This is a genomic window from Pseudomonas lini (genome assembly GCF_001042905.1).
GTDB classification, from domain to species: domain Bacteria; phylum Pseudomonadota; class Gammaproteobacteria; order Pseudomonadales; family Pseudomonadaceae; genus Aquipseudomonas; species Aquipseudomonas lini.
Genome location: NZ_JYLB01000005.1, coordinates 379,158 through 396,630 on the forward strand (window position 1 = coordinate 379,158; position 17,473 = coordinate 396,630).

Here is a 17,473-nt window from a genome sequence, read left to right on the forward strand (position 1 = left end):
AATTTTGACGATAAAAATGGCTGTGTTGCTGGGCACTTTCTCACTGGCGCTATCTGGCTGCGGGACCGCTGTCACGGTGTTGCAGGATGACGAGGCGGCCGCCCGTGGCCTCAGGAAACAAAAAACCTACTGCCAGTCCATCCCTCGCATCTACAGCGGTCTGGCCCACGACTTTTGCCTCCTGCATGCGCCGCCTGATCCCACTGGTGTTCTGGTGCCATTCGTATTGCTGGATCTGACCTTGTCTGGTGCACTGGACACGGTTGCCTTGCCGTACACGATTTATCGGCAGGCTACGGACGGCAATATCAGGATTTACTGGCGCCCGGGTCGCGGATGAGCGAAGGCGAACGCGTGGGCTCGACGTCATCTTCACGGTGCTGATAAGGGCAGGGTCATTCCCGCCACGTTTACGCTATAATCCCGCCCTTTAGCTGTCTCTCGCCCCTTGCGAGGGCACATTAATTTTGAGGCGCGTTGCGCCTGCATGCAGACTAAAGAGGCTAGACCCCTGTGGCATTGACGATTCTTGGCCTGTCCGGCGCCCTTAGCCATGATCCTTCCGCAGCGTTGTACATCGACGGCAAGCTGGTCGCGGCGGCTGAAGAAGAGCGCTTCGTGCGCGATAAACATGCAAAGAACCGCATGCCTTACGAATCGGCGAAGTTCTGCCTCGAGCAGGCGGGCATCAAGCCGTCCGACGTTGACGTGGTGGCGATTCCGTTCGCGCCGATCAGCCTGTTCGGAAAGGCTCGCTGGCACTACGCCAAGCGTTACTGGTACGCCCCGGACCGCGCCCTCGATGCGATCCTGATGGGCAACCGTCGCTACAAGCGCTATCGCAACAAGATTGTCTGGTGCCTTGAGCAACTGGGCTTCGATCCGAAGAAAATCAAGATCGAGCCGGTCGAGCATCACCTGGCCCACGCCTCCAGCGCCTACCACTGCTCCGGTTTCAAAGAGAAAACCGCGATTCTCGGGATCGACGGCAAGGGCGAGTACGCCACGACCTTTTTCGGCTACGGCGAAAACGGCAAGATCCACAAGATCAAGGAATTCTTCGATCCGGACTCTCTCGGCGGCCTGTACGGTGCGATCACCGAGTTCCTCGGTTTCGAGATGCTCGACGGTGAGTTCAAGGTCATGGGCATGGCGCCGTACGGCGACGCCAACAAATACGATTTCTCGCGTCTGGCCTCGTTCGAGAACGGCGAGCTGGTGATCAACACCGACTACGCCAACGTCATCGGCCTGCGTCGTTATAAAGAGAAGGGCAAAGGTTTCTACTTCTCGCCGAAGCTGATCGAGTGGCTGGGGCCCAAGCGCGAAGGCGACATCGCCGACGAGCCGTACATCCACTATGCCGCGAGCATGCAAGCGCTGTTCGAAAAGATCTCGCTACAGATGATCGACCACTACCTGGGCGATGTGCTTAAGGAAACCGGCAAGCTGGCCTTCGCTGGTGGCTGTGCGTTGAACGTCAAGCTGAACCAGAAAATCATCGCTCGCGACGATGTCAAAGAACTGTTCGTGCAACCGGCGTCCGGTGATGCCGGCACCGCGGTCGGCGCGGCGGCTTACGTGTCCCATGCCCGTGGCGTACCGGTCGAGAAGATGGAACACGTCTACCTCGGCCCGTCGTACAGCAACGAAGACGTGATTGCCGCGTGCTCCCGTCATCCGAGCAAGCCAACTTGGCGCAAGCTCGAGAACATGCCGGAAAACATCGCCAAGATCATGGTCGATGGCAATCCGGTGGCCTGGTTCCAGGGGCGCATGGAGTTTGGTCCGCGCGCCTTGGGCGGTCGTTCGATCATCGGTTGCCCGAGCGCGACTGGCGTGGCTGACCGCATCAACCATCAGATCAAGTTCCGCGAGCGCTGGAGGCCTTTCTGCCCGTCGATGCTCGACACCGTTGCGCCACAGATGATCAAGATCGATCACCCGGCGCCATTCATGACCTTTACCTTCGAAGTGGCTGAAGAGTGGAAGACCCGCGTGCCGGAAGTCGTCCACGAAGATGGCACGTCCCGGGCCCAGGTGTTGAAGCGCGAATACAACCCGCGCTACTACGACATGATGAAGGCGCTGGAAGTGTTGACCGGTAACGGCGTGTCGCTGAACACCTCGCTGAACCGTCGTGGCGAACCGATGATCTGCTCACCGACCGACGCCTTGAATATGTTCTTCGGTTCCGACCTGCAGTACCTGATCATGGAAGACATTCTGGTGGTCAAAGAAGGCGCGGACGCTTATGACACGCTCGGCTGAGCGCCATGTGCTGCAGTTCTGCCACGGCTATGACGGGCCGTTTCTGGACTGCGCCCGGCAGTACGCCAGCCTGTTCGCGGGGACCGGTTATCGAGTGACCACGGTGTTTCTGACCGGGGCTGCCGATGCCGAAGTCGCCGCGAGCTGCGCTTCCGATGAAGTGTTGTTCATGGAATACAGCTCCAAGGCCATTCGTGGCCTGAAGCTGGGCGCCATCGGCGATTTGCGCAAGATCGCCGCCTCGCGCAATTTCAGTTTCTGCATTGCTCACCGTTTCAAACCGATCTACATCGCCTTGCTCGGCACTTCGTTGCCGGTCATTGGCGTGCATCACGCGTTTGGCGATTACCAGCGCGGCACCCGCAAACTGTTCGCGAATATTTTCCGCAAGCGCCTGAGCCTGCTCGGGGTCTCCGATGCGGTGCGTGACGACATGCGCCGTTGTTTGCCGAAATGGCCGGTCGAGCGGATTCAGACGCTGTATAACCGTATCGATGTGCAGGCGTTGCAGTCCAGTCAGGTATCGGTTCGTGAGGCCCGGGAAACTCTCGGTCTGTCGATGGATGCCTGGATTGTCGGCAACGTCGGGCGCCTGCATCCGGACAAGGATCAGGCTACGCTGCTGCACGGTTTTGCCGCGGCATTGCCGAGGTTACCGGCCAACAGTCAGTTGGTGATCCTTGGTAGCGGTCGGCTGGAACAGGACCTCAAGGCTTTGGCGCGCGAGCTGGGTATCGGCGATCGAGTGCTGTTCCTCGGCCAGGTGCCCGATGCTCGTCGTTACTTCTGTGCTTTCGATGTGTTTGCCCTAAGCTCCGATCACGAGCCATTCGGCATGGTGTTGCTGGAGGCCATGGCCGCCGGTGTGCCGTTGCTCGCGACCGCGTGCGGCGGGGCCAGGGAAGTGGTCGAAGGCGTCGGCATTCTGTTTCCGTTGGGCGATGCCGAGCGTTTGGCTCAAGGGCTGCAGCATCTGGCCGCGATGGACGAGCAGCAGCGTCGCCAATGTGCCGAGCTGATGTTTGACCGCTTGCGTGAGCGCTTCTCCGATCGCGCGGTACGCGATGCTTTCTGGCATTTGCCGCATGTCACCGAACTGGCACCGAGGGGCTGATGCTCAACCGATTTCAAGGCTGGCGCGAACGTGGCTGGGCGCAGGTCGACGCATCGACTTATGCACAAGCCTGGCAACGTTTTGGCGGCAGTGTCGCGACTCATCCTCTGGTGGTCGAGCGTCTGGCACAGTTGGCTGACATTCCGGTGCGCTATCTGGCTTGGGAACATAACGGCGAAGTGAAAGCCGCCATCCCGACCTGGGGTCGCGACCTGGCGCTGTCCAAGGACGTGCTCAAGCGCAGCGGTAAAAAGGGCCTGTTCGACCTCGGCAATGCTGAATTGATCCTGCCGGCTGCCGCGGATGCCCAGGCACCGTTGCGTCATCGCGGGCGTTATCTGTCGGCGCTGAGCGAAGGCCGTTTTACCGGCATCAAGCTGCAGACCGAACAACTGGCCATGGCGAGGACACCTGAAGAGCTGTCGAAGAAGTTTCGCTACAACCAGCGTCGCGAATTGCGTCTTCTGGAAGAGGCAGGTGGTGTAGCGCGGCCGGTTACCGAGTTTTCCAGCAGCGAACTGGCGGCTATCTATTGCGACCTGTTCCAGCGTCGCTGGGGTTTCCCGGCCACCGGTGCCGAGCGTATGGGCGAGGTGATCGAGCTGTTGCGCGAGTTGCTCATAGGCTCGGTGATTTTCCTCAACGACGCACCGATTGCGATTCAACTGGTGTACCGCGTCGAGGCGCCGGAGTGGATCAGCGTCGAGTATGTCAACGGCGGTGTCGATCCCGAGACCCGCGAATTCAGCCCCGGCAGCGTACTGAGTTTTCTCAACACCCAAAGCGCCTGGGAACATGCACGCGCGCTGAATAAACCCCTGCGGTTTTCCTTTGGTCGGACCGACCGTGAGTACAAGGACCGCTGGTGCAATTCTGTGCCGGTCTTCACGGTATGAGCCAACCCATGAGCCGCAAACAGCAACTGCTCAAGCGCCATCGGCGCAACAAACGCATAGGCCTGCTGATTGCGCTGATGCTGTTGATCGCTATTGGCGTGCTGGTTGCCTGGTGGCTGCCGCTGGTGCTTGCGGTGCTGGGCTGGGTTGCCCATGAGGCGTGGTTCGCCGACCATCTGTTTTATTCGCCAAAAGACGATTATCAATACAACTTCCCGCCGTACACCCCGCAGCCCAAGATTTATCTGGATGGTGAGCGGCTGCGTCTGGATGAGGGCGTCATGCTGGTCGATGACGCTACGCTGGTGCTGGCGTTGCGGGTAAAAAGCACGTGGCTGGGGCGCTTTATCGATCCCGTGGTCGAGTTGTCGGGTGGCGATAATCCCGACCGACAAACCTTTGAGCGCGGTGTAAATGGCCTGCGTTACCTGAACCTCACGGGTCAGGCGCAGGTGCTGTCGCGAGGTGAGCTGCGATTGCGCGGGCGTTTCTGCCGATTGCTCGGCGAGCCCGTGCTCTGGGCGCTCGAGCATCCGGACTACCGCCGTCAGCGGGTGATGGTGATCGCACCCCACGCCGACGATGCCGAGCTGGCCGCATTCGGGTTGTACAGCGGCGCGAGTGAGAGCTGGATTGTTACCTTGACCGCCGGTGAAATCGAGGCCGGGCACTATCGACAGATGGGGCTCGATGGCGTCGAAGCATCCCGGTTGAAAGGCTCGTTGCGTGCCTGGGACAGTATCAGCGTGCCGTTGTGGGGAGGGGTGCCTCAGGAGCGCTGTATTCAACTGGGTTACTTCTGCCTGCAATTGCCGGCCATGCAGAGCGTGCCGGCCGAGGCCGTAGCGTCCCGTGAGGCACAGCTTGGCGATACCCGATATTTCCGACGGTTCAATCCGTTTGCCCTGGGCAGTGACGTTGATGGCCTGCCGTCCTGGAACAATCTGCTGGCAGATCTGCGCGAGTTGATCGAACGTATCGAGCCTCAGGTCATTGTCTTGCCGCATCCGCGCTTCGACCCTCATCCAGACCATCTATGCTCGCAGCAGGCAGTGATGCAGGCACTGAGCGGCACAACCTGGCAACCCGACACTTTGTTGCATTACGCCAATCATTTGCACGACAACGATCGCTGGCCAATGGGCGACGCTGGCACAGGGGTGGCACTGCCGCCACAGATGGAGATGCATGAACCATTGCGTCCCTGGACGCTTTGTCTGTCGACCGAAAATCAGTGGCACAAGGCAATGTCGTTGGGCATGATGCACGACCTTCAGCCCCGGCTTCCCTTCAAGCGTTTGCTTCGCCGGGCGCTGCAGCGTTGCCTGGTGGCTCGGCGCTGGCCGGCATTCGGTGAGAACGAATTTTTCCGTAAAACGGTGCGACGTCACGAGTTGTTCTGGGTCCAAGAGCTGTCTGGAAAGAGAGAGACCAATTGAAAGTTCTGTTTCTGGTGCAGAAAGAGCAACGAGCGATCCTCGATCGCCTGTATGACGGTATCGCCGAGCAATGCGATTGCGACAAGCGTGAATTGACCAGTGCGGAGCAGGACGACTTGCGTGGGTATTTTCGCAAGCACGTCGATGTGACCCTCTATGACCGGATCGTATTGTTCCTGCGCTTCAAAAAAGAGATCAGACAGGTGAGGTTCATACAGACCCTGCCCAATCTGGTTATTCTCGAACACGACGCGTATCAGAACTACATCCCGTGCAAATACACCGGCAAGTTCAGCGCCCATTACCGCAAGCTGCCCTGGGCACGTGTGATCAGTTCGGGTTTCATGGTCAGCGAGCGCTTGCGTGATGAAGGTTTTGACGCGCATTTCGTGCCCAAGGGCTACGACCAGGCGCTGTTGCAGAACCGCCAGCGCGAACGGGATATCGAGCTGGGCTTCGTCGGCAGCCTCAACAGTGTGGCGTATGCCGGTCGCAAGGCCATGCTCGAGTCGGTGGCCGAGGTCGAAAACCTGTTGATCACGCGCACCAAGTCGGGTGAGGAATACTGCGAGACGTTGAGCCGGATCCGTTATTTCGTGAGTGCCGATGTCGGCATGGGCGAATACATGATCAAGAATTTCGAGGCCATGGCCTGTGGTTGCGTGCTGTTTGCTTACGATCAAGGGGAAGCAGAGAATCGCGCGCTGGGCTTTGTCGACATGCAAAATATTGTGCTCTATCGAACGCGCGATGAACTCAAAGAGAAACTCGCCGTGTTGCGCGCGTCCCCGCAGCTGACCGAGGCCATTTCGTTGGCCGGGCAGGCTCTGGTTGAGCAGCGCTACACCTTCCGGGCGGTGGGGCATGCAATTGTCGATGCCATGCGGGCGCCGCTGCGCAAGCATGTCCCGCTGAGCTGGAAAGAAAAACTACGCTTGTCGCTGGGGCTGTAAAGCCGGGCGATTAAACAATCAATGGTGCGGTGCATATAAATGCTGTTCAGTGAGACTAGCGACATTTCGATCGTCATCACCAGTTGCGGTCGCTTCGATTTGTTGAAGCGGACTCTGGAGACACTTGACCGGTTCAACACGGCCCCCATTCATAAAGTGTTCATTACCGAGGACTCCGGCGACAGTGCCGTAGAGGCCTGTATTCCGGAACACTGGAGGGCGCACACCCAGTTCTTCATCAACAATCCGCGTCTGGGTCAGTTGCGATCCATCGATGCCGCCTACGCTCAGGTGCAGACGTCGTGGATTTTCCATTGCGAAGACGACTGGGATTTCTATCGCGAAGGGTTTATCGAAGAATCCCAACGCCTGTTGGAAGAAGATCCACAGGCGCTTCAGGTGTGGTTGCGCAGCTTCAATCATGACCTGATGGTTCACAGTCCTTATGTGTTCCTGGGCGAACGAAAAGTCAGCCATGGCATTCCTTTCTACGTGCTGGGCTCGCACAAAGCCGACTGGCAGGGTTTTTCCTTTAACCCGGGGCTACGCCGTCGCGCGGATTACCTGTTGCATGCACCGTATTCCGGGTTCTCCGGAGAGAAAGACCTGTCGCGCCTGTATGCCGGGGCAAACCGCTACGCGTTGATTCTGGAAAACGACGCGGTATTGCATACCGGTTTCGGTGAGCATGTGGTGGTTCCACAGGAGCGTGTGAACAAGTTGAAGCGCAAGCGTCTCGATCGGCTCAAGCTGATAGCGGTCCTTATTATCGGCTTGGCAACGGGTTGGGTGCTTCATGGAATCTAGCGGCATGAAACCCGGAAAGATCACCATTGCGTCGTATTTTGGAGCGGCACTCTGTCTGTTTCTTCTGAGTTTTGTGGTCGGTTGGTCGTCCAAGTGGACCAACAATCTGTTTTACGGCCTGATGGTATTGCCAGGCCTGGTCCTCCTGATCAAGCAACGAGGCTCTGGCCTGTTCAAGCAGCCGTTGGTGTGGGTCTGGACGGCGTTCATTCTGTGGTTTCTGGTGCCTGCGACGATTGCCGGGCAGTTTCAGTTCTTCAAACACGTCTTCTATGTCTGGATGTTCGTGATGGTGATCGGTGCGTTCACCGATCCACAGTTTTTCCGCAGCCCTGTGTTTGTTCGCGGGCAATTCTGGATTCTGGCGTTGTACATTTTTGGCTGCGCACTCTACAGCTGGGTATCGGGTGAATACGCTGTCGGTAGCCGGGTGGCACTGCTTCCGGCACGCTTGCAGAATGTTATCTACGCCAGCATCTGGCTGCTTTGTGCGTTGGCGTTGGCGTTGCCAATCTGGATTAGGGAGCGAAAGTTGATCGAAGGGGCGGTGGCCGTCGTCTTCTCGATATTTGCGGTGGTCTTCATACTCCAGGCGCGCACAGCGTTGGTGGGGGTTGTATTCCTGTTGGGCGTCTGGTTGCTTTACGGCCTTTACCACAAGCCGCGGTTGGTGGGGAGTGTCGTGGCGCTGGGGGTTGTGGTCCTGGGCCTGCTGGTTCTGATGGTGCACAACGAAGCGTGGTATCAGTCGCTCTGGGCTCGAGGCGATTCTTACCGTATCGAAATCTTTAACATCATGGTTGGCGAGTGGCGGAACTGCGGCTGGATGTTGGGCTGTGGCATCAACTTCCACACCTCCCAGCTGATTGACGGCTGGATGCCGATTCAGCATCCGCACAACATTTATGTGGCGCTTGGGCTGTACAGTGGCGCGGTGGCGCTGGCGTTGTTTGTCGTGTTGATGGCGAGCACTATTTGGCAGGCCTGGCGTCTGCGCGATGTGTGGGGCGTCTACCTGGCGTGTGCCCTGGTGATGCTGAACTTCGATGGCAGCCTGTTGATCGGTAACCCGGACGAGTTATGGCCGCTGGTCCTGTTGCCTGCAGCGATGATCCTCGGGCGAGCGCTGCAAGCGCAGCGCCAGGCGCTGGCGTAATACCTGACCTCCGTCCCCGCTCCGGGGGCGAAGGTGTCTGGATCATTTTTGCAAGGCGATGCTCAGTTCCTCCGGGGAGCAGATGCTCTGGGTCTGACCATAATTGTCTATGAAGACTTCGCCGCGACCGTCGAGCAACCATTGGCGGTCTTGCGGGTAGCGCACCATATGCTTGAAGTTGCGCAGCCGCAGGGTCTTGCGCAGCGGACGGCGATAAACCCGCATGTCGGCAATGTCGATCAGCCCCAGCTGATGCTCAGGTGTGAGCACGATATTGCCAAGGTGTGCGGAGCGGAAGTAGATCCCGCGCTCATGCAAAGTGGCCATGAACGCCCCCAGCTGACCGCGCAATGGATCGGCATCGTCTTGGATATCCAGAAGTTGGCGCAGAGTCTGGCCCGGTAACGGGTCGTAATGCACGGCATCGCGCTCGATGCTCGGGATGCGATAAACCTGGCGAATCGACGGACAGGGAATCTGCCGTTCACGCAACGCATCGCAATTGTCGGCAAAGCGTTTGGCGTATGGATACCAGGCAGCCGATGTCAGCAGGCGCTTGCGGCGAAACAGCTTGAGGATTGAGCCGTCCGTCAATCGCAGAACCTTGTCCCCCGAACCATCCGCTTCAAGGACTTGTGCTCCCTCGCGCAGGGCGAGATATCGGGTATGGTCAAGCGCTTGCATCAATACTCCAGTGGTCGACGCTGTGAGGCATGGATAGCCGGCCATGTTACCGCAGCTCAGTGACTAAAATGGCCTGTGTTACACTTGCGGGCTCTTTTCTCATACAACGGGTTCTCATGACTAGCCCTGATTCGCCTGCGCCGTCGAGCTTGAAGATTTACCTGCGCCTGCTGTCGTATGTGCGTCCGTACATGGGCATGTTCGCCATCAGTATCGTAGGCTTCGTGATTTTTGCTTCGACGCAGCCCATGTTGGCCGGGATTCTCAAATATTTCGTCGATGGCCTGAGCAACCCGGAAGCAGTGCTCTTTCCCAATGTGCCTTATCTGAAGGACTTGCAGCTATTGATGGCTGTGCCAATGCTGATCATTCTGATCGCCGCATGGCAAGGTCTGGGGTCGTTTCTTGGTAACTACTACCTGGCGAAGGTTTCGCTGGGGCTGGTGCACGACCTGCGCGTTGAGCTGTTCAACAAGCTGCTGGTACTGCCCAACCGTTATTTCGACACCCATAACTCCGGGCACCTGATTTCACGCATCACTTTCAACGTGACCATGGTCACCGGCGCCGCCACCGACGCCATCAAGGTAGTGATCCGCGAAGGCCTGACCGTGGTGTTCCTGTTTGCCTACCTGTTGTGGATGAACTGGAAACTGACCCTGGTGATGCTGGCGATCCTGCCGCTCATCGCGATCATGGTAAGCAGCACCAGCAAAAAATTCCGCAAGCAGAGCAAGAAGATTCAGGTGGCCATGGGCGACGTGACCCACGTTGCGTCCGAGACCATCCAGGGTTATCGCGTTGTGCGCAGTTTCGGTGGCGAGAGCTATGAAGAGCGCCGCTTCGCCGAAGCCAGCCAGGGCAACACCAACAAGCAGTTGCGCATGACCAAGACCGGTGCTGTCTACACACCCATGCTGCAATTGGTGATCTACAGCGCAATGGCCGTGCTGATGTTCCTGGTGCTGTTCCTGCGCGGCGATGCGACTGCCGGTGACCTGGTGGCATACATTACCGCGGCGGGTCTGTTGCCCAAGCCGATTCGGCAGCTATCGGAAGTCAGTTCGACGATCCAGAAAGGCGTTGCCGGAGCCGAAAGCATTTTCGAACAACTGGATGTCGAGCCAGAGGTGGACAAGGGTACGGTCGCGAAAGATCGTGTCAATGGTCACCTGGAGGTGCGTAACCTGAGCTTCACGTATCCGGGAACCCACCGTGAAGTGCTGAAAAACATCAGTTTCACCGCGGCACCGGGGCAAATGATCGCACTGGTGGGCCGTTCCGGCAGCGGCAAGTCGACCCTCGCCAGCCTGATTCCTCGCTTCTATCACCACGAAACCGGCGAGATCCTGCTCGATGGCGTGGAAATCGAAGACTATCGCCTGCGCAACCTGCGTCGTCATGTTGCCCAGGTGACGCAACACGTCACGCTGTTCAATGACACGGTGGCCAACAACATCGCCTACGGTGATCTGGCCGGCGCGCCGCGTGCCGATATCGAGAAAGCTGCCGAAGACGCCTATGCCATGGATTTCATCGCCCAGTTGCCGCAAGGGCTGGACACCGATGTCGGCGAGAACGGTGTGCTGCTCTCCGGTGGTCAGCGTCAGCGACTGGCAATCGCCCGTGCCTTGCTGAAAAACGCGCCGCTGCTGATTCTCGATGAAGCGACGTCGGCATTGGATACGGAGTCCGAGCGGCACATTCAGGCCGCGCTGGATAAAGTCATGAAAGGTCGCACGACGCTGGTGATCGCTCACCGTCTGTCGACGATCGAGAAGGCTGACCTGATTCTGGTCATGGATCACGGCGAAATCGTCGAGCGTGGCACCCACACTCAACTGCTGGCGCAGAATGGCTACTACTCGCGCCTGCATGCGATGGGCCTCGACGCCCCGGCTGAAGACATCGCCTGACCCCGATACGAGGGTGAGCCTGACTCACCCTCGTGTTCACCGGCGTGCAATGCGTCCGGTGGTTTGTATCCACTGACAGCGAAGTGCGAAATCGACACCCGGGCGCTGCAACTGGCGGACGTCTGTCGTCGGTTATCGGTATTTCTGCTCAATTAATGAGCAAAAACTGCTGCCGATTCATCCGGTTGCAGCCGTCACACAAGCCAGCGCCAACCCTGTGTTAATATCGCGCCCCTGTTCATTTTGTATGTGGGTTGCTCCATGAAGTTGTCCATGCCGCGATTCGATCAAGCCCCTGTCTTGGTGGTCGGCGATGTCATGCTCGACCGTTACTGGCATGGTGGTACCTCACGGATTTCCCCTGAGGCACCGGTACCGGTAGTCAAAGTCGAGCAAATCGAGGACCGCCCGGGCGGTGCCGCCAACGTTGCCCTGAACATTGCCGCGCTCGGTGCGCCGGCCTCGCTGGTCGGCGTGACCGGCGATGACGAGGCTGCCGATAGCCTGGTCAATAGCCTCAAGGGCGCCGGCGTGCGGGCGTTGTTCCAGCGCATCGCGCACCAGCCGACCATCGTCAAACTGCGGGTGATGAGCCGCCACCAGCAATTGCTGCGTATCGACTTCGAAGAACCTTTCGCAACCGACGCCCTGGCGCTGGGCGAGCAAGTCGACGAACTGCTCGAAGGCATCAAGGTGCTGGTGCTGTCCGACTATGGCAAAGGCGCGCTGAAAAATCATCAGGTGCTGATCCAGGCTGCCCGTGCCCGTGGGATTCCGGTTCTGGCCGATCCCAAGGGCAAGGATTTCTCGATCTACCGCGGCGCGAGCCTGATCACCCCGAACCTCAGCGAGTTCGAAACCATCGTCGGTGGTTGCGCCGATGAGCACGAATTGGTGAGTAAGGGCGCGCAGCTGATGCACGACCTCGACCTCGGCGCGTTGCTGGTGACCCGTGGCGAACACGGCATGACCTTGCTGCGTCCGGATCATCCGGCGCTGCACCTGCCGGCCCGTGCCCGTGAAGTGTTCGACGTGACCGGCGCCGGTGACACGGTGATTTCTACCCTGGCGGCGGCGATCGCCGCTGGCGAAGAACTGCCCCACGCGGTGGCCTTGGCCAACCTGGCGGCGGGCATCGTGGTCGGCAAGCTCGGTACCGCGGCCATCAGTGCCCCGGAATTGCGTCGTGCTATCCAGCGTGAAGAAGGTTCCGAGCGTGGAGTGTTGGGGCTGGAGCAGCTGCTGCTGGCGGTCGATGACGCGCGTGCGCACAACGAGAAAATTGTGTTTACCAATGGCTGCTTCGACATCCTGCATGCCGGCCACGTGACCTACCTCGAACAGGCGCGTGCCCAAGGCGATCGTCTGATCGTGGCGGTCAACGACGATGCGTCGGTGAGCCGCTTGAAAGGGCCGGGTCGGCCGATCAACAGCGTCGACCGTCGCATGGCTGTACTGGCAGGTTTAGGCGCCGTGGACTGGGTAATCAGCTTCGCTGAAGGCACCCCGGAAAACCTCCTGCGCGAGGTCAAGCCGGATGTGTTGGTCAAGGGCGGCGATTACGGGATCGACCAGGTGGTTGGCGCAGACATCGTCACTGCTTACGGCGGGACTGTGAAAGTGCTGGGGTTGGTGGAAAACAGCTCGACCACGGCGATTGTCGAGAAAATCCGCAATCACTGAAACGGCGCGGTCACTGTGGCGAGGGAGCTTGTTGTGGCGAGGGGGCAAGCCCCCTCGCCACAACAGCCCCCTCACCACAAGGTTCTATCGTGCGGCCTTGCGCGGCACGATTCTTTTCAGCAGTTGTTTTGCTTTTCCGTGAAGGCGGGCTAAACCGGAATCCTTCCCCGGCGGGCTCAAACCCTGTTGCCGTACCCAGTCCTTCCAGCGAATCCGCTCATCCTTCACCAGCCACCCTTCCTGCCGGGCAAAACTCTCTGCCAGATACAACCCGCGGGTACTCGCCGGGTAGAGCTGATCCTTTTTCAGGGTGTACAGCTCGGCCATCGGCTGGCCGTCCTGCAGTGGCATCAGATACAAATCGGGACGTTTTCGATCGAGCCGGGCCACCAATTGATCGCCCTCCAGTCGTTCGTCGACATGAAACAGGCTCAGGGATTTGGCTTCCTTGGGCACGTCCAGGCGCAAGTCATAGATCAATTGCAGCGATGCTGTGGGTAAATGCACGTAGGCCCGCGGACGCTCGATCAGCGGCATGTTGGCGCAGCGCACCGGCCGCGCCGAGCCGGACAGCGGTGTCAGGCGAAACGGTAGGGCTTCGCGGTAATGCAGGGCGGACGAGTAGGGCGCGGGCAGCCAGGTGTCGTTGAAACGCCCGCTGAGCCAGCCTTCCGGGGTTTCCAGAAGGCACTCTTCGGCAATTTCCTGGGTCGCCGTGTGCAGCGGCAGGTTCAGTTCATGGGCCGGCACATAACCCGAGATCAGTTTGAGCACCACATCGCCGCGGTCCTGCCGACGCTGACGCACCAACACCCAGTAATCGCGATTCTGCCAATGCAGAGTCAGGCGCACCGAGACCCCGAGATTTGCCAGCTCCAGGGCGAACCGCTCGGCGTCGGGCACCGTTACCGGACGGCGGCGTTGCAAAGTCTGGGAGAAATTCAACGGCATCCCGACGCTCTGGTAACTCAGGCCTTCGGGTGTCGCTTCGACGAATAACGGCAGGGTCTTGAAGTTGCTCGGGTTCTTTCTTATCAGCGTACGCGGCATGTCGGCTCCTGCTTAAGGCCGCGTGGGCGGCATCAGTTGCTACGAAGGACCTGGGCAACGGTCGCGACGTTGTGGGCGAGGTGCAGCGGATTGATGGTCCCGACAATAGCACTGGCCACACCCGGGTGTTCAAACAACAACTCGAAGCTGGCGCGTACCGGGTCCACGCCCGGGCTCAAGCAAACGTGGCCGCTGGCCAAGGCTTTTTTGACCAGGATCGCTTTGCCGTGAGCAGCAGCATAGTCAATGACCGGCTTCTCGTTCTGATCGTTCAGATTGTAGGTGACCATCGCGCAATCACCTTGTTCCAGAGCCTTCAAGCCGCCTTCGACGGTTTTGCCGGAAAAACCGAAACCGCGAATCTTGCCTTCGCGCTTGAGCTCGGCAAGGGTCGCATAGACCTCACTGTCATTGAGGATTGCCAGGTCGTTGCCGTCGGAGTGCACCAGCACCAGATCGATAACATCCGTTTCCAGACGTTGCAGGCTGCGCTCCACCGACAGGCGAGTATGGGCGGCGCTGAAGTCGTGGTGCGACTGGCCGTCGGCGAACTCTTCGCCAACCTTGCTGACGATCACCCAATCCTGACGTTGACCCCGCAGCAACGGGCCGAGACGCTCTTCGCTGCGGCCATAGGCCGGCGCGGTGTCGATCAGGTTGATGCCCAGGTCGCGCGCGAGTTTGAGCAGCATGCGCGCTTCGTCATCGTCGGGGATCTGGAAGCCATTGGGGTATTTCACCCCTTGATCGCGGCCGAGTTTCACTGTGCCCAGACCTAGGGGCGAAACCAGCAGGCCGGTGCTCCCCAACGGGCGATGAAAGTCGTGCAGGGTTGGTTGGCTCATGGCAGCAGTTGCTCCCAGGCAGGGACGCCCATCGGCGGTTTTGGCAGTTCCGGCAGCGGCACCGGATGGCTCGGCTGAATGCCGTCGCGTTGCAGTGCTGCGAGGACGCGGTCAGCGAAGTCCGGCGCCAGGGCCAGTTTGGTCGGCCAACCCACCAGCACGCGATCCTGCTCGGCGAGGAAGGCATTGTCCGGGCGAGTCAGGCCCGATTGCAGCGGCTCGGCGCGTTCGACTCGCAAGGTCGCCCACTGCGCGGTGCTCAGGTCGATCCACGGTAGCAGGTTGCCGAGTTCTTTCTGCGCGGTGGCTATCTGCTCCGCAGGATCGCGGGCCACGCCTTCGGCTTCGGCGATGTCGCCTCCCACGTACCAGACCCACTGGCCATCGGCGGCCGGGTGAGTGGTCACGGTGACGCGCGGCTTCGGCCCGCCGCCCAGGCAATGGGCGTACAGCGGTTTGAGGCCCGGGCCTTTGACGATGATCATGTGCAGGGGGCGACGCTGCATGGCCGGTTGGCTCAGGCCCAGTGCCTTGAGCAGGTCGGCGGTGCCGGCACCTGCGCTGAGAATGATGCGCTGGGCGCGGATCTCGCGTTCGTCGACTTTCAAGCCGACCAGTTCGCCGTTTTCCAGCAGCGGTTCGATGTGCTGACCGGCCAACAGACCGTCGCCAGCCAGATCGGCCAAGCGCTGGATCAGGCTCGGCACGTCGACCACCAGTTCCGTCAGGCGATAGACCTTGCCCTTGAAGCGCTTGTCTTGCAGCGCTGGCGGCAATTGATCGCCTTTAACTTGATCGACCCGCCCGCGCACGGCTTTGCTGGCGAAAAAACTGGTGAGGTTGCCGGCGAGAGTGCCGGGGGACCATAGGTAATGGGCGTCGGACAACACGCGTACGCCGGACAGATCCAGTTCGCCGTCGCCGGCCAGCGCTTCACGCCAGCGACGCGGCATGTCGGCGATGGCTTCCGAGGCGCCGGTCAGGGCACCGTGCAATGCGTACTTGGCGCCGCCGTGGATGATGCCCTGGGACTTCAGGCTCTGCCCGCCACCGAGGCTGGCGCTTTCCACCAGCACGGTCGAAAAACCCTGATGGCGCAGACGCGCATTCAGCCAGAGGCCGGCGACACCAGCGCCGACAATCAGAACGTCGGTGGAAATAACAGATGGCATGCAGCGACCTCAGTGTTCAAGACGAGGGCGCAGTATACAGACTCATAGATTGGAGGTTTTGCTGGCGATCAAGAGAACCATTGTGGCGAGGGGGCAAGCCCCCTCGCCACAGGATCCCCTTCACCACAAGGGGATTGGTTGCGACAGTTAATGCCCCGCAGTCTTCGAGAACAACTGGATTACAACCACGCCCAGCACAATCAACGCCATCCCCAGCATCGCCGGCACATCCAGCTTCTGCCCGTAGATAAACAGCGCCGCAACGCTGACCATCACGATCCCCATGCCGGCCCACACCGCGTAGGCCACGCCCACCGGAACGCTGCGCACCACCAGGGTCAGCATCCAGAAAGCAATGCCATAACCGACGATGACCAGCAGCAGCGGCAGTGGCGTGCTGAAACCCTTGACCGCTTTCATCGAAACGGTAGCGATCACTTCGGCGCAGATGGCGATGGCCAGGTAGTAGTAAGCGGTCATGGGTCAATCCTCGTGTGAAGTGTTGCTTTCTGAGGTCGGCATTCTAGAGATTCGCCAGATGCGGTAAAGTCATTACCTATCTGCTCTGAAGATGGGTTGAGCCATGAACATGCAATGGAATCTGGAACAGCTGCGCTTGTTTGTCAGCGTAGCGGAACAGCGTTCGTTTTCCGCGGTGGCGCGGGATCAGCGCAAGGCACAGTCGGCGGTCAGCAGTTCGATTGCGTTGCTGGAAGAGGACTTGGGCATCAGCCTGTTCGATCGTAGCAGTGGTCGTCAGCCGAGACTCACCGAAGCCGGTACCGCCCTGCTTGAGGAGGCGCGGGAAGTGCTGCGTCAATGCGAACGCCTCAATGGCCGGGCGCTGGCGATGATGCGCGGCCAGGAAGCGAGTCTGCGTGTGGCTCAGGACGAGGCAATGCCCTATCAAGCGGTGGTTGAAAGCTTCGAGGCCCTGGCAGAAAAGTTTCCCAGCCTCGAAGTGCAGCTGACCAGCGCCGCCCAAGGTGATGTGGCGCGCAAACTGGTGGAGCGGCGGGCTGACCTGGGCTTGCTGTTTTATCATGACCAGATTCCCGAAGCCCTTGAGCGGCGAGTATTGGGCAGCGTCGAGATGGTCACGGTGTGCGGCGCGGGGCATCCCTTGGCGAAGCAGACGCAGGTCGATTGTCAGCAATTGGCGCAGCATCGACAGTTGCTGATGTCCACGCAGTCCAGCGTTTATCCCGGCAGCGAGCCGGCCAGCCCGCAGGTCTGGCGCGCCGACAGTTTCTACGTGATGGCTGAATGGGTGATGCGCGGCCTTGGCTGGGCCTGGTTGCCGCGACATGTGGTGCAGTACCCCGCGTATCAGGATCTGATGGTCGAGCTGAGCAGCGAATGGACGCCGCCGGCATTGATTGTCGAGCTGGTATGGCGGCGCGACGAGCCCCTCGGCCCGGCGGCTCGTTGGCTGGCGGAACGTTTTGCCGTGCACTTGCAGGCGATCGGCTAAAAAACCGATAAAC

General features: G+C 59.7%; 16 protein-coding genes. 11 read left to right on the plus strand and 5 right to left on the minus strand.

Annotated elements, in window-relative coordinates:
* Window positions 1-4 precede the first annotated feature (4 nt).
* The 8 genes from TU81_RS17090 to TU81_RS17125 all read left to right on the plus strand — a co-directional run bounded on the left by TU81_RS17090 (window position 5) and on the right by TU81_RS17125 (window position 8,636).
* Entirely contained in the window at window positions 5-340 is a 336-nt protein-coding gene (locus tag TU81_RS17090) for a YceK/YidQ family lipoprotein (RefSeq protein ID WP_048396117.1), read from the plus strand.
* Between the two features lie 173 nt (window positions 341-513).
* The gene (locus TU81_RS17095; protein ID WP_038978667.1) at window positions 514-2,271 is read left to right on the plus strand and encodes a carbamoyltransferase family protein; all 1,758 of its coding nucleotides are present in this window, start codon (window positions 514-516) and stop codon (window positions 2,269-2,271) included.
* Entirely contained in the window at window positions 2,255-3,385 is a 1,131-nt protein-coding gene (locus TU81_RS17100; protein WP_038978668.1) for a glycosyltransferase, read from the plus strand. Before TU81_RS17095 ends, TU81_RS17100 begins: the two co-directional genes overlap by 17 nt.
* Complete coding sequence (locus TU81_RS17105; protein WP_048396118.1) at window positions 3,385-4,281, plus strand: antimicrobial resistance protein Mig-14; 897 nt, start codon at window positions 3,385-3,387, stop codon at window positions 4,279-4,281. The genes TU81_RS17100 and TU81_RS17105 overlap by 1 nt, the downstream gene beginning before the upstream one ends.
* Before the next feature lie 8 nt (window positions 4,282-4,289).
* A complete protein-coding gene (locus TU81_RS17110) occupies window positions 4,290-5,720 on the plus strand; it encodes a PIG-L deacetylase family protein (RefSeq protein ID WP_048396119.1) in 1,431 nt (476 codons plus the stop codon).
* Entirely contained in the window at window positions 5,717-6,673 is a 957-nt protein-coding gene (locus TU81_RS17115) for a glycosyltransferase family protein (RefSeq protein ID WP_038978671.1), read from the plus strand. The genes TU81_RS17110 and TU81_RS17115 overlap by 4 nt, the downstream gene beginning before the upstream one ends.
* A 39-nt stretch (window positions 6,674-6,712) precedes the next feature.
* Complete coding sequence (locus TU81_RS17120; RefSeq protein ID WP_038978672.1) at window positions 6,713-7,480, plus strand: glycosyltransferase family protein; 768 nt, start codon at window positions 6,713-6,715, stop codon at window positions 7,478-7,480.
* A gap of 4 nt (window positions 7,481-7,484) precedes the next feature.
* Entirely contained in the window at window positions 7,485-8,636 is a 1,152-nt protein-coding gene (locus TU81_RS17125) for a membrane protein (protein WP_048396120.1), read from the plus strand.
* 42 nt (window positions 8,637-8,678) lie between these two features.
* Here TU81_RS17125 and TU81_RS17130 read toward each other — a convergent pair whose 3' ends face one another.
* Window positions 8,679-9,320, minus strand: a complete 642-nt coding sequence (locus TU81_RS17130) for a BUD32 family EKC/KEOPS complex subunit (RefSeq protein ID WP_038978674.1) — start codon at window positions 9,318-9,320, stop codon at window positions 8,679-8,681.
* 116 nt (window positions 9,321-9,436) lie between these two features.
* On the opposite strand from TU81_RS17130, the gene msbA reads away from it, so the two are divergent.
* Both msbA and hldE read left to right on the plus strand, forming a co-directional pair.
* Complete coding sequence (gene msbA, locus TU81_RS17135; protein ID WP_038978675.1) at window positions 9,437-11,236, plus strand: lipid A export permease/ATP-binding protein MsbA; 1,800 nt, start codon at window positions 9,437-9,439, stop codon at window positions 11,234-11,236.
* A 261-nt stretch (window positions 11,237-11,497) separates the two neighbouring features.
* A complete protein-coding gene (hldE, locus tag TU81_RS17140) occupies window positions 11,498-12,919 on the plus strand; it encodes a bifunctional D-glycero-beta-D-manno-heptose-7-phosphate kinase/D-glycero-beta-D-manno-heptose 1-phosphate adenylyltransferase HldE (protein WP_038978676.1) in 1,422 nt (473 codons plus the stop codon).
* 84 nt (window positions 12,920-13,003) lie between these two features.
* Here the strand turns inward: hldE and TU81_RS17145 are convergent, their stop codons facing one another.
* The 4 genes from TU81_RS17145 to TU81_RS17160 form a co-directional block, all read right to left on the minus strand.
* Window positions 13,004-13,969 carry a hypothetical protein gene (locus tag TU81_RS17145; RefSeq protein ID WP_048396121.1) on the minus strand — a complete coding sequence of 322 codons (966 nt, stop codon included), beginning with the start codon at window positions 13,967-13,969 and terminating at the stop codon, window positions 13,004-13,006.
* Window positions 13,970-14,001: 32 nt separating this feature from the next.
* Entirely contained in the window at window positions 14,002-14,814 is an 813-nt protein-coding gene (locus TU81_RS17150; protein ID WP_048396122.1) for an aldo/keto reductase, read from the minus strand.
* On the minus strand, window positions 14,811-15,986 hold the full coding sequence (locus TU81_RS17155; RefSeq protein ID WP_048396123.1) for an NAD(P)/FAD-dependent oxidoreductase: 1,176 nt from the start codon (window positions 15,984-15,986) through the stop codon (window positions 14,811-14,813). The genes TU81_RS17150 and TU81_RS17155 overlap by 4 nt, the downstream gene beginning before the upstream one ends.
* Window positions 15,987-16,133: 147 nt before the next feature.
* The gene (locus TU81_RS17160; protein WP_008004867.1) at window positions 16,134-16,466 is read right to left on the minus strand and encodes a DMT family transporter; all 333 of its coding nucleotides are present in this window, start codon (window positions 16,464-16,466) and stop codon (window positions 16,134-16,136) included.
* Window positions 16,467-16,569: 103 nt separating this feature from the next.
* Here TU81_RS17160 and TU81_RS17165 point away from each other — a divergent pair, with 103 nt between their 5' ends.
* Entirely contained in the window at window positions 16,570-17,460 is an 891-nt protein-coding gene (locus tag TU81_RS17165) for a LysR family transcriptional regulator (RefSeq protein WP_038978680.1), read from the plus strand.
* Window positions 17,461-17,473 lie beyond the last annotated feature (13 nt).

What these genes read in the sequence shown, in the direction of transcription:
- TU81_RS17155 (WP_048396123.1), bottom strand. Translation starts at nt 15,986, where the DNA reads ATGCCATCTGTTATTTCCACCGACGTTCTGATTGTCGGCGCTGGTGTC.
- TU81_RS17110 (WP_048396119.1), top strand. Translation starts at nt 4,290, where the DNA reads ATGAGCCGCAAACAGCAACTGCTCAAGCGCCATCGGCGCAACAAACGC.
- TU81_RS17145 (WP_048396121.1), bottom strand. Translation starts at nt 13,969, where the DNA reads ATGCCGCGTACGCTGATAAGAAAGAACCCGAGCAACTTCAAGACCCTG.
- TU81_RS17125 (WP_048396120.1), top strand. Translation starts at nt 7,485, where the DNA reads ATGAAACCCGGAAAGATCACCATTGCGTCGTATTTTGGAGCGGCACTC.
- TU81_RS17165 (WP_038978680.1), top strand. Translation starts at nt 16,570, where the DNA reads ATGAACATGCAATGGAATCTGGAACAGCTGCGCTTGTTTGTCAGCGTA.
- TU81_RS17100 (WP_038978668.1), top strand. Translation starts at nt 2,255, where the DNA reads ATGACACGCTCGGCTGAGCGCCATGTGCTGCAGTTCTGCCACGGCTAT.
- TU81_RS17150 (WP_048396122.1), bottom strand. Translation starts at nt 14,814, where the DNA reads ATGAGCCAACCAACCCTGCACGACTTTCATCGCCCGTTGGGGAGCACC.
- TU81_RS17105 (WP_048396118.1), top strand. Translation starts at nt 3,385, where the DNA reads ATGCTCAACCGATTTCAAGGCTGGCGCGAACGTGGCTGGGCGCAGGTC.
- hldE (WP_038978676.1), top strand. Translation starts at nt 11,498, where the DNA reads ATGAAGTTGTCCATGCCGCGATTCGATCAAGCCCCTGTCTTGGTGGTC.
- msbA (WP_038978675.1), top strand. Translation starts at nt 9,437, where the DNA reads ATGACTAGCCCTGATTCGCCTGCGCCGTCGAGCTTGAAGATTTACCTG.
- TU81_RS17130 (WP_038978674.1), bottom strand. Translation starts at nt 9,320, where the DNA reads ATGCAAGCGCTTGACCATACCCGATATCTCGCCCTGCGCGAGGGAGCA.
- TU81_RS17120 (WP_038978672.1), top strand. Translation starts at nt 6,713, where the DNA reads ATGCTGTTCAGTGAGACTAGCGACATTTCGATCGTCATCACCAGTTGC.
- TU81_RS17160 (WP_008004867.1), bottom strand. Translation starts at nt 16,466, where the DNA reads ATGACCGCTTACTACTACCTGGCCATCGCCATCTGCGCCGAAGTGATC.